The sequence below is a fragment of the Streptomyces sp. AF1A genome (assembly GCF_047340315.1).
GTDB lineage: Bacteria > Actinomycetota > Actinomycetes > Streptomycetales > Streptomycetaceae > Streptomyces.
On the sequence record NZ_JBLEBI010000068.1, the window covers coordinates 22,394 to 32,437 of the forward strand.

The 10,044-nt window shown below is 71.4% G+C and carries 10 protein-coding genes and 1 pseudogene; 3 read left to right on the forward strand and 8 right to left on the reverse strand.

Features of this window, described 5'->3' with window-relative positions; translation table 11 throughout:
* Positions 1-260: 260 nt before the first annotated feature.
* Positions 261-989 carry a lysophospholipid acyltransferase family protein gene (locus ACLU3S_RS19570; RefSeq protein ID WP_413953193.1) on the forward strand — a complete coding sequence of 243 codons (729 nt, stop codon included), beginning with the start codon at positions 261-263 and terminating at the stop codon, positions 987-989.
* A 305-nt stretch (positions 990-1,294) separates the two neighbouring features.
* Here ACLU3S_RS19570 and ACLU3S_RS19575 read toward each other — a convergent pair whose 3' ends face one another.
* The 5 genes from ACLU3S_RS19575 to ACLU3S_RS19595 all read right to left on the reverse strand — a co-directional run bounded on the left by ACLU3S_RS19575 (position 1,295) and on the right by ACLU3S_RS19595 (position 6,486).
* The gene (locus tag ACLU3S_RS19575) at positions 1,295-2,425 is read right to left on the reverse strand and encodes a hypothetical protein (RefSeq protein ID WP_413953194.1); all 1,131 of its coding nucleotides are present in this window, start codon (positions 2,423-2,425) and stop codon (positions 1,295-1,297) included.
* A 130-nt stretch (positions 2,426-2,555) separates the two neighbouring features.
* On the reverse strand, positions 2,556-3,149 hold the full coding sequence (locus tag ACLU3S_RS19580; RefSeq protein ID WP_413953195.1) for a transglutaminase domain-containing protein: 594 nt from the start codon (positions 3,147-3,149) through the stop codon (positions 2,556-2,558).
* A 78-nt stretch (positions 3,150-3,227) separates the two neighbouring features.
* Positions 3,228-4,298, reverse strand: coding sequence for a threonine aldolase family protein (locus tag ACLU3S_RS19585; protein WP_413953196.1), 1,071 nt, complete (start codon positions 4,296-4,298; stop codon positions 3,228-3,230).
* On the reverse strand, positions 4,295-5,050 hold the full coding sequence (locus ACLU3S_RS19590; protein ID WP_413953197.1) for an SDR family NAD(P)-dependent oxidoreductase: 756 nt from the start codon (positions 5,048-5,050) through the stop codon (positions 4,295-4,297). Before ACLU3S_RS19590 ends, ACLU3S_RS19585 begins: the two co-directional genes overlap by 4 nt.
* 38 nt (positions 5,051-5,088) lie before the next feature.
* Positions 5,089-6,486 carry a DUF6421 family protein gene (locus tag ACLU3S_RS19595; protein WP_413953198.1) on the reverse strand — a complete coding sequence of 466 codons (1,398 nt, stop codon included), beginning with the start codon at positions 6,484-6,486 and terminating at the stop codon, positions 5,089-5,091.
* 392 nt (positions 6,487-6,878) lie between these two features.
* Between ACLU3S_RS19595 and ACLU3S_RS19600 the strand changes: the two genes are divergently transcribed.
* Entirely contained in the window at positions 6,879-7,562 is a 684-nt protein-coding gene (locus ACLU3S_RS19600; protein WP_413953199.1) for a glycerophosphodiester phosphodiesterase, read from the forward strand.
* A gap of 135 nt (positions 7,563-7,697) precedes the next feature.
* Here ACLU3S_RS19600 and ACLU3S_RS19605 read toward each other — a convergent pair whose 3' ends face one another.
* Positions 7,698-8,237, reverse strand: a complete 540-nt coding sequence (locus tag ACLU3S_RS19605; protein ID WP_413953200.1) for a GNAT family N-acetyltransferase — start codon at positions 8,235-8,237, stop codon at positions 7,698-7,700.
* Between the two features lie 71 nt (positions 8,238-8,308).
* On the opposite strand from ACLU3S_RS19605, the gene ACLU3S_RS19610 reads away from it, so the two are divergent.
* Positions 8,309-8,701: a VOC family protein gene (locus tag ACLU3S_RS19610; RefSeq protein ID WP_413953201.1), complete on the forward strand. Its 393-nt coding sequence runs from the start codon at positions 8,309-8,311 to the stop codon at positions 8,699-8,701.
* Positions 8,702-8,890: 189 nt separating this feature from the next.
* Here ACLU3S_RS19610 and ACLU3S_RS19615 read toward each other — a convergent pair.
* Positions 8,891-9,025, reverse strand: a pseudogene (locus ACLU3S_RS19615) (hypothetical protein); the annotation flags it as partial.
* Positions 9,026-9,315: 290 nt separating this feature from the next.
* Positions 9,316-9,885, reverse strand: coding sequence for a MarR family winged helix-turn-helix transcriptional regulator (locus ACLU3S_RS19620; RefSeq protein ID WP_413953202.1), 570 nt, complete (start codon positions 9,883-9,885; stop codon positions 9,316-9,318).
* Positions 9,886-10,044 lie beyond the last annotated feature (159 nt).

Here is a 10,044-nt window from a genome sequence, read left to right on the forward strand (position 1 = left end):
GCCACGCTGTGCGGCGGCCGTGACCACGGCCGTGCTGGTCCTGCTCCTGAAGAGGGCGACGGCTCGCACGGGGTGAAGAGCCCTCAGGGTTCGGCGGCGGCTGTAGGCCGACGTGACGAGGATCTCGCCGTGCCGCGGCGTCAAGACTGGCTACCCGTTCGTTCTTGGGGCACGATCTGCGAGACGCCGTAAACCTACGGCTGCGTAACTTCCCGCCGGGAGTCCCTTTCCCGAGCAGACAGAAAGGGCTCGTTCCGCCCATGGCAGAGTTGGTCTACCGTCCCGTCATCGGGTTCGCGAAGACGATGTTCAAGGTCTGGGACCTGAGGATCGACTGCCAGGGCTCGGAGTTCATCCCGCGTTCGGGCGGCGCCGTGCTGGTGAGCAATCACATCAGCTATCTGGACTTCATCTTCAACGGCCTGGCGGCCCTGCCGCAGAAGCGCCTGGTGCGCTTCATGGCGAAGGATTCCGTCTTCCGGCACAAGGTCTCCGGACCCCTGATGCGCGGCATGAAGCACATCCCGGTGGACCGAGCGCAGGGCGAGGCCGCCTACGCGCACGCGCTGGACTCGCTGCGCTCCGGCGAGGTCATCGGGGTGTTCCCGGAGGCCACCATCTCGCAGTCGTTCACGCTGAAGAGCTTCAAGTCGGGCGCGGCCCGCCTGGCCCAGGAGGCCGGTGTCCCGCTGGTCCCGATGGCGGTCTGGGGCACGCAGCGGCTGTGGACCAAGGGACGGGCGCGCAACTTCAAGCGAAGCCACCTGCCCGTCACCGTCCGGGTCGGCGAGCCCGTCGAGGCGCCCCGCGACCAGTACGCCGGCGCCATCACGCGCCGGCTGCGCGAGCGCGTCCAGGAGCTGCTGGACGCCGCGCAGCGCGCCTACCCCGGCCGCCCCAAGGGTCCGGAGGACTCCTGGTGGCTCCCCGCGCACCTCGGCGGTACGGCACCGACGACGGAGGAACTGCGGGCCGTGCAGGCGCGGTGACACCGGTCGTCCCCGCTCCTCGTCTCCGCCTCCCGGGCCGCGGTGCGCGGCCGTTGGCGGTGTCCAAGGCCGGGGAAGCGACGCCGGTCCCCTGGCCTGGGCCGTAACGCCCGACCGCGCTGAGACTTCACGTTCGCGATGCGCGCGCCCCCTGCGGTCCCGGCATCGGTGCGCTGGAACGGCGCGAGGGCTGCGTGCTTCCACCGAGGCCCGGCCGAGCGGCGCCGGCCGCTCGTCACCGGCAGATTTCCGCGGCCTCCCCACGGCCGTACCGCGGCGCGTGGGACGAACCGGTACCGGACGCGTCAGATGGACCCGTCCTCGAACGCCCCTTCGTAGGCCCCGCCCAGGACGCGCCGGATCACCGATGCCCGCTCCGCCGACACCCCCCTGGCAGCGGCCCAGGCGTCGACGGTCGCGGTGATCTGGTAGCGCCCGTCCATGAGATCGCCCTGTACCGGCCCGCTCACCGGACGCCCGGCGATGCTGCCCATCGGCGGCCGGCCGGCCACCTGCCGCGGCGCCGCCCGGTACGCGCCCCGGGTGTGCCGGCGTACGGCCGCGTCGAAGGAGGCCAGGTCGTCGGTGTCCCCGTCGTCGGCGATGCTCTCCCTCGTGCACAGGAGGCCTCCGATACGGCTCCCGATGTCCCTGAGGTCGTTGTCGACGCCGAGCGTGACGGGCGTTTTCTGCTCTCCCTTTTCCTTCTCGGGGTGGTAGTCCGGGTCCGTGCCGAGGCGGGTGAGCCGCTCCAGGTAGTGGGCCAGGAAGGCCCGCTCGGCGTCGTAGAGGACGGCGAACGCCTCCGGGTCCCTGGCCAGTCGGCCGAAGAGGGGGCCCAGCCCGGTGTCCAGCGCGCCGGAGTAGGTGAACCCGAAGTCCGGGTGCGCGTCGGCGGGCGACAGGAAGGGGCCGAAGCGCGACCAGCCCGCCTCGTCGGGGGCGGCCAGGGAGGCCGGGACCGCCGGGGTGTTGGCGTCGGGGTCGTCCAGCACCACGAGGGTGGTGTCGGCGACGTACCCGGCGAGCATCCGGGCCAGGCCGGGCTCCGCGCCGCGCGGCACCTCGGCCGCGCGGTAGGCGGCCGTCACCGCGTAGACGACGCGGGCCTGGGCCGTGGTGTGCGCCCTGCCGGAGCCGTCGGCGCCCGTGGCGGCGTCCACCACACGGCCGAGCACCCGGCCGCCGTCGCCACACAGGTCTCCGGCCGGCAGCAGTGCGCGCACGGCGTCGAAACGGGACATGTCCTCCCGCGGGTCGAGCGCACGGGTCGCCGACGGCGCCGAGCCCTCGGCCAACTCCCGCAGGCGGGCGGGCAGTTCGTTGCACGAGTCCTCTGCCGCCCCGAGGGCCAGGGGCACGGCCACCCCGCCCGCCACGAGGACCAGCGCTATGGCCGAGGCGAGCACCCGGTGCCGGCACAGCCATCCCGGCACCGACCGGCTCGCCCTCTCCGTCCCGCCGGTCCCGCCTTCTCTCGCTCCCCCGTTTGCTCCCCCGTTGTCCATGGCCGGGAGGGTAGCGAGCACGGCCGAGGCGTCGTGCGCCGGGGTGCCGCCCACGGGCTCAGATCGCGTCGGGCAGCGTCTTCCCCAGGGCCGGCCGGTCCGGGGCCGACCGCAGAGCGCCGAGCACGGCCGGATGCGGCTCGGCGTACAGCACCGGGTAGTCCAGTTCGCCTGCCGCGGGGTCGGGGATCCAGGCCAGGCGCTCGCCCCGCAGGGAGAACCGGGCGTCCACCCCCGGCTTGTTGCCGCGGGGGTCCTGCCGGTGCCAGGCGCCGTTGAAGCGGACGGCCACCAGTCCGTGCACGGCGTGGCCGCTGCCGTCGTCGTGCGCGAGCCTCTGGTAGCACAGCGCCGTGGGGATGTCCTCGGCGCGCATCAGGGCGGCCAGCGCGTGGGCCTTGGCGTGGCAGATGCCGGTGCGCTGCCCGATGACGTCTGAGGCGCGCCAGGTGACGCGGGGATCGTCGGCGTCCGCGGAGTGCGGGACGGCGTCCCGGACGAACTCGTAGACAGCTCGCGCATAGTCGTACGAGTCGGCCGCACCTGCCGCCAGCCGGGCGGCGGTCTGACGCACCGCCGGATGGTGGTGGTCGATGGCCTCGTCGGCAGCGAGATAAGCAGACAGGTCGGCGTTCTTCTGGATCAGCTCCATGCCGGCAGAGCATAGGAATGCGGCCACCCGAGGGTCAATGACTTTTCGTGTGACCGCATAACTATGCATGATGTCGGGCTAGCGTGCCATCTCCTCCTTGAGCGCCGCCACGAAGGCGTCGACGTCCTCCTCCGTGGTGTCGAAGGAGCACATCCAGCGCACCACGCCGGCGCCCTCGTCCCAGAAGTAGAACCTGAACCGCTTCTGCAGCCGCTCGCTCACGTCGTGCGGGAGCTTGGCGAAGACGCCGTTGGCCTGCACCGGGTAGAGGATCTCCACGCCGTGCACCGCACGCACGCCCTCGGCGAGCCGCTGGGCCATCTCGTTGGCGTGCCGGGCGTTGCGCAACCACAGGTCTCTGGCCAGCAGGGCCTCCAGCTGCACCGAGACAAAGCGCATCTTCGAGGCGAGCTGCATGCTCATCTTGCGGATGTGCTTCATGCGGCGCACGGCGTCCTGGTTGATCACCACGACCGCCTCGCCGAACAGCGCGCCGTTCTTCGTCCCGCCGAGCGAGAGGATGTCGACGCCGACCGCGTTGGTGAACGTGCGCATGGGCACGTCCAGGGAGGCGGCCGCGTTCGCTATCCGGGAGCCGTCCAGGTGCACCTTCATGCCGTGCGCGTGGGCGTGCTCGCAGATCGCGCGGATCTCGTCGGGCGTGTAGAGCGTACCCAGCTCGGTGCTCTGGGTGATCGACACGACCTGCGGCATGGCGCGGTGCTCGTCGTCCCAGCCCCAGGCCTGCCGGTCGATCAGCTCGGGCGTGAGCTTGCCGTCCGGCGTGGCCACGGTGAGCAGTTTCAGGCCGCCCACGCGCTCGGGCGCGCCGCCCTCGTCGACGTTGATGTGCGCGCTCTCGGCGCAGATCACCGCGCCCCAGCGGTCGGTGACCGCCTGGAGCGCGACGACGTTCGCGCCGGTGCCGTTGAAGACCGGGAACGCCTCCGCGGTCGCCCCGAAGTGGCTGCGGATGATCCGCTGGAGGTTCTCGGTGTAGTCGTCCTCGCCGTAGGCCACCTGGTGGCCGCCGTTGGCCAGGGCGATGGCGGCCAGCACCTCGGGGTGGGCTCCCGCGTAGTTGTCACTGGCGAAACCGCGGACTTCGGGGTCGTGATGGCGACGCGCGTCGGTCCTGGGAGGGTTCACGGCTTCTCGGTCAGCCACAGGCGGTGTCCGTTCACTTCGGCGGCGGGCCTGCTCCAGACGCCCTCGATGGCCTCGGCCAGGTCCTTGACGTCCGTGAAGCCCGCGAACTTCGCGTTGGGGCGTTCGGCGCGCATCGCCTCGTGCACCAGCGCCTTCACCACCAGGATCGTAGCCGCGGACGTCGGCCCCTCGGCGCCCCCCGCCTTGCGGAAGAAGTCGGCCATGGCCAGCGTCCAGGCCTCGGCGGCGGCCTTCGCGGCCGCGTAGGCGGCGTTGCCCGCGGTGGGCTTGCTCGCCCCGGCCGCGCTGATCAGCACGTACCGGCCGCGGTCGCTGCGCTGCAGCGCCTCGTGGAAGGCGAGCGAGGTGTGCTGCACGGTCTTGACGAGCAGCAGCTCCAGGAAGTCCCAGTCGTCGAGGCTGGTCTTGGTGAAGGTCTCGCTGCCGCGCCAGCCGCCGACGAGGTGGACGAGGCCGTCCACACGGCCGAAGTCCTTCTCGATGTGGGTGGCCCAGTCGCGGGTGGACTGCAGGTCGAGCAGGTCCACCGTGTCGCCGGTGACGGCGGCGCCGCCGGAGGCGTAGCGGGCCGCGTCCACGGCCTCCGACAGGCGCTGCGGGTCGTTGTCCGCCCCGACGACCGTCGCGCCGGCCTCGGCCAGCCGCAGCAGCGTGGCGCGCCCGGCGGGTCCGCCCGCGCCGGCGACCGCGATCACCGCACCGCTGAGCGGCCCGTTGGCCCCGTTCCCCATGGTCTTCCCCTCTGCAGCAGTGTGCGTGGCGCGGTCGCTCACGCGGCGATCGGCTCGGCGCTGTCCGCCGTGATGCCCTTTGTGGAGGCGATCACGTTCTTCAGCTTCTTGGACAGGGCCTCATAGAACATGCTCAGCGGAAACTCGTCCGGAAGCACGTCGTCGACGAGCTTGCGCGGCGGCTGGGTGAGGTCGAGGGCCTCGGGGCCCTTCGCCCACTTGGAGCCGGGGTGCGGGGCGAGGTAGGTGGAGACCAGCTGGTAGCCGGCGAACCAGTGCACGAGCTTGGGGCGGTCGATGCCGTCCCGATACAGCTTCTCGATCTCGGCGCACAGCTGGTTGGTGACCTGCGGGGCGCGCTCCCAGTCGATGGAGAGCTTGTTGTCGGTCCAGCGGACGACGTCGTGCTTGTGCAGGTACGCGAAGAGCAGCTGGCCGCCGAGGCCGTCGTAGTTGCGGACGCGGTCGCCGGTGACCGGGAAGCGGAACATGCGGTCGAAGAGCACCGCGTACTGCACGTCACGGGCCTGCGGCACGCCGTCCGCCTGGAGCTTCACGGCCTCCTTGAAGGCGGTGAGGTCGCAGCGCAGCTCCTCCAGGCCGTACATCCAGAACGGCTGGCGCTGCTTGATCATGAACGGGTCGAACGGCAGGTCGCCGTGGCTGTGGGTGCGGTCGTGGACCATGTCCCACAGCACGAAGGCCTCCTCGCAGCGCTTCTGGTCGTGCACCATGGCCGCGATGTCCTCGGGCAGCTGAAGACCCAGGATGTCGACGGCGGCCTCGGTGACCCGGCGGAAGCGGGCGGCCTCGCGGTCGCAGAAGATGCCGCCCCAGGAGAAACGTTCCGGCGCCTCGCGCACGGCGATCGTCTCCGGGAAGAGGACGGCCGAGTTGGTGTCGTAGCCGGAGGTGAAGTCCTCGAACGTGATGCCGCAGAACAGCGGGTTGTCGTAGCGGGTGCGCTCCAGTTCGGCCAGCCACTCCGGCCAGACCATGCGCAGCACGACCGCCTCCAGGTTGCGGTCCGGGTTGCCGTTCTGCGTGTACATCGGGAAGACGACCAGGTGCTGCAGGCCGTCCGCGCGGTTCGCGGCGGGCTGGAAGGCCAGCAGGGAGTCCAGGAAGTCCGGCACCTGGAAGCCGCCCTCGGCCCAGGCGCGCAGATCCTTCACGAGGGCCTGGTGGTAGGCGGCGTCGTGCGGGAGCAGCGGGGAGAGCTCCTCGACCGCGCCGGCGACACGGCGTACGGCGGCCTCGGCGTCCGCGCGGGTGGGGGCACCCTCGGCGGCGAAGTCGATCGAGCCGTCCTTCGACTGCCATGGCCGGATCTGCTCCACGGCATCCTTGAGCACGGGCCACGCGGGGTGCTCAACCACCCTGGTCAGCGAAGAAACCTGCTCCTCCGCACCCGCCTGCACAAGAATTTCCGTCATGTCCCATCCTCCACGGGAGAACCTCGCGTATGGACACCGTATGCATACCCCGTTACTCCCAGCAAGAGGCAGCTCAGGAAATTTTTTCGTCCACCCCCATGGTCACCGATGTTTTTCCTGTCGTAAACCGTGACGGCGGTCACTTCCACCGCGGACACGGATCCCGGCACGGCTGCGCTCCGGAAAGTCAAGGGTCTGGGGACTCGCCCACGCCAGGGTGACGGCGGCGGCGCATACCGGCCAGCTGGCGCCGGTCGCGCCCCCCAATGGCCCGCGCACGTGCGGGTTCATCGCGGGTCGCGGCCATTAGGCTGCGACTCTGCCCGCGCGGACAACGGGATCCGCCCGTCTCCGCGGGTGCCGAGCCGCCGTCGACGGAAGCGAGTTGAACCTTGAACTTCCTTACCATCGGTCACCGCGGGGTCATGGGTGTCGAGCCCGAGAACACCCTTCGTTCCTTCGTCGCCGCGCAGCAGGCCGGCCTCGACGTGATCGAACTGGATCTGCACCTGAGCAAGGACGGCGCTCTGGTCGTCATGCACGATGCCGAGGTGGACCGGACGACCGACGGCTCCGGGCCGATCGCGGAGAAGACCCTCGCCGAGCTGCGCGCGCTGGACGCGGGCCGCGGGGAGCGGGTGCCGGTGTTCGAGGAGGTCCTGGACGCGGTACGCACGCCGCTCCAGGCCGAGATCAAGGACGTGGCCGCGGCCCGCGCGCTCGCCGAGGTGATGCGCCGGCGGGACCTCGTCGGACGGGTGGAGGTCTCCTCCTTCCAGGACGAGGCCGTCGCCGAGATCGCGCGGCTGGTGCCGGGCGTGCGCACGGCGCTGATCGCGAGCCGTTACGGCACGGACGTGGTGGATCGTGCGGTCGCAGTCGGCGCGGCGACGGTCTGTCTCAACATCCGCCGGCTCACCCTGGAGGTCGTCGAGCACGCGCGCGCGTCCGGGCTCCGGATCATCGGCTGGGTGGTCAACACGCAGGACCACCTGCGGCTGGTCCGCGCCCTGGAGCTGGACGGCGCGACGACCGACTACCCGGAGATCAAGCGCACGGGGCGGTTCACGGCGTAGGCGTCACGACGTCACGGCGTGGGCGTCACGACGTCGCGTCGGGCGTCACGTCACGGCGTGGGCGTCACGACGTCCGGCGTCGGGCGTCGGGTCACGGCCGTGGGCGTCACGGCGCAGGCGTCACGCCGGGACGGCTCACCCGAGCTTCTTGACCAGCAACTCGAACTGCAGGTCGTCGCGCTGCGGGATGCCGAAGCGCTCGTCGCCGTACGGGAACGGGGTCGTCCGTCCCGTGCGGCGGTATCCGCGGCGCTCGTACCAGGCGATCAGGTCCTCGCGCACCGAGATCACCGTCATGTGCATCTCGGTGACGCCCCAGGTCGCGCGGGCCTGACATTCCGCCTCCGCTATCACCCTCTTGCCGAGACCGGCGCCCTGCAGGGCCGGGCTGACCGCGAACATGCCGAAGTAGGCGTGCTCGCCGCGGTGTTCGAGCTGGCAGCAGGCGACGATCCGGCCGTCCCGCTCGACGGTCAGCAGCCGGCTGTCGGGCGACTTGATCACCTCCAGCACGCCCTCCGGGTCGGTGCGCTGCCCTTCCAGGATGTCCGCCTCGGTGGTCCACCCCGCCCGGCTGGCCTCTCCGCGGTACGCCGACTCGATCAGCGCGACCAGCGCTTCGACGTCGGCGTCGGTGGCGTCACGGAAGCTGAGTCCGGTGGCGGCGGTCTCCATGGGGTCGTTCTCCGATCTCGGGCGTGGCTGAGCCAGGGACGAGCGTAACTGTGCCACTAGGCTGCGCCTGCATGGTGCAGGTACTCAGCAGTCGGACACTTCTGCGGCCCACCGACCCCGACCGCTCCCGTGCCTTCTACGGCGAGCAGCTGGGTCTGGCCGTCTACCGGGAGTTCGGCACGGGCCCCGAGCGCGGGACGGTCTACTTCCTCGGCGGCGGCTTCCTCGAGGTCTCGGGGCGGGCCGAGTCCCCGCCGTCGCCCGCGGTGGCGCTCTGGTTGCAGGTCGAGGACGTGACGGCCGCGCACGAGGAGCTGCGGGCCAAGGGCGTCGAGATCGTCCGCCCACCGGTGAAGGAGCCGTGGGGCCTGGTCGAGATGTGGATCGCCGACCCGGACGGCACCCGCATCGTGCTGGTGGAGATCCCGGCGGAGCACCCCCTGCGGTACCGGCCGGGGATCTAGGTGTGCTGTCCCGGGACGTTGATGACACGCGTGCTGGGCCGCCCCAGAGCGCCGACCAGGGGACGCGTCAATCGGGCGTGACGGACGTCCCGCCCAGCCCTCTGGGGCGACATGTGCGAGCGTCTCCGAGAACGTCCACCGGTGGCCTGCGAGGTCCTCGGCGGTGTACTGCCGTTCGCCGAACTCGAAGTCGGTCGGTTCCATGACGATGCGGGCGCCATGCTCGCGAGCCTGGTGACAATGAGCGCGACCGTTTTCTACGCGCACCACCACCGAGTGCGTGACTTCGCCAGGACGCGGGGGGACGGCGATCCTTTCCCACATCCCCGACGATGACGGCACCGTCGCCGAACCCGAGCTGCGCGCGGTGGTCCTCGCCGATCCGTACCCGCTCGACAGACCCGAAGGCTGCACCGAGCCAGGCGACCGCCGCCCGCACGTCGGGATAGACCGGAACAGGGATGACCGTCGACGCTGGGATGGTGCGACTCGGCTTCATGTCCGACTCCAGACGTTGGGACGGTGTCGCAGTGCGGGCCACTGAAGCACATGCCCGCCGTACAGGGCGGGCGAGGAGGGCTGGGCCGTCCCGTTCGCCTCATCGGCGTGACGCCTCAGGCCCGCAGCGCACCCATCCGCCCTTCCAGACGGCCCAGCAACTCGGCGAGCAGCGTGGCGAGTTCGCCCTGCCCCTCGGTGGCGAGCACGGACAGGACAGCCGTCTCGTAGGCGAGTTGCTCGGGAAGGATGCCGTCGACCAGGTCGCGGCCCGCGGCGGTGAGGCGGACGTGGGCGACGCGCCGGTCGCGGGCGTCGCCGCGACGCTCGACCAGGCCGCGCTCGGTCAGCTGCTTGAGCCGCTTGGTGACCGCGGCCCCGGAGGAGAAGGTCTCCCGGGCAAGCTCCCCCGGGGTCAGCTCGTGGCCGGTGCGGCGCAACGCCCCGAGCAGGTCGAACTCGGGACGGCTGAGTCCGGCCCGGCGCAGCGGCGCGTCCTCGGCCTGCTGCAGCAGTGCGGCGCAGCGGTTGATCCGTCCGATGATCTCCATGGGCCGGGTGTCCAGTTCGGGGTGCACGGCACGCCACTGCCGGACGACGGCGGCGACGGTGTCGGCCCTCGGCACCTCGTGCCGCGCTCGCGCCTCCGCCGCCTCGCCCCCGGCTGTGCCGTTCGTCGCCGTCATGGCCGTATGCCCTCCGTCGTCCTGCCCGGGTCGTGGTGCTGCGGTGCGAGGCCCTGGCGTCGCACCGTCGCCGCGAGCGTACGGTGTCCGGACTGCTCGGCGAGCACGACCCTGTCCTCGGGCAGGGCACGCTGCCACCATTCGCCGGAGGCGGCGTCG

Coding starts and splice junctions, on each gene's coding strand:
- ACLU3S_RS19570 (WP_413953193.1), top strand. CDS start 261: ATGGCAGAGTTGGTCTACCGTCCCGTCATCGGGTTCGCGAAGACGATG.
- ACLU3S_RS19580 (WP_413953195.1), bottom strand. CDS start 3,149: ATGGAGCTGATCCAGAAGAACGCCGACCTGTCTGCTTATCTCGCTGCC.
- ACLU3S_RS19590 (WP_413953197.1), bottom strand. CDS start 5,050: ATGGGGAACGGGGCCAACGGGCCGCTCAGCGGTGCGGTGATCGCGGTC.
- ACLU3S_RS19595 (WP_413953198.1), bottom strand. CDS start 6,486: ATGACGGAAATTCTTGTGCAGGCGGGTGCGGAGGAGCAGGTTTCTTCG.
- ACLU3S_RS19605 (WP_413953200.1), bottom strand. CDS start 8,237: ATGGAGACCGCCGCCACCGGACTCAGCTTCCGTGACGCCACCGACGCC.
- ACLU3S_RS19610 (WP_413953201.1), top strand. CDS start 8,309: ATGGTGCAGGTACTCAGCAGTCGGACACTTCTGCGGCCCACCGACCCC.
- ACLU3S_RS19620 (WP_413953202.1), bottom strand. CDS start 9,885: ATGACGGCGACGAACGGCACAGCCGGGGGCGAGGCGGCGGAGGCGCGA.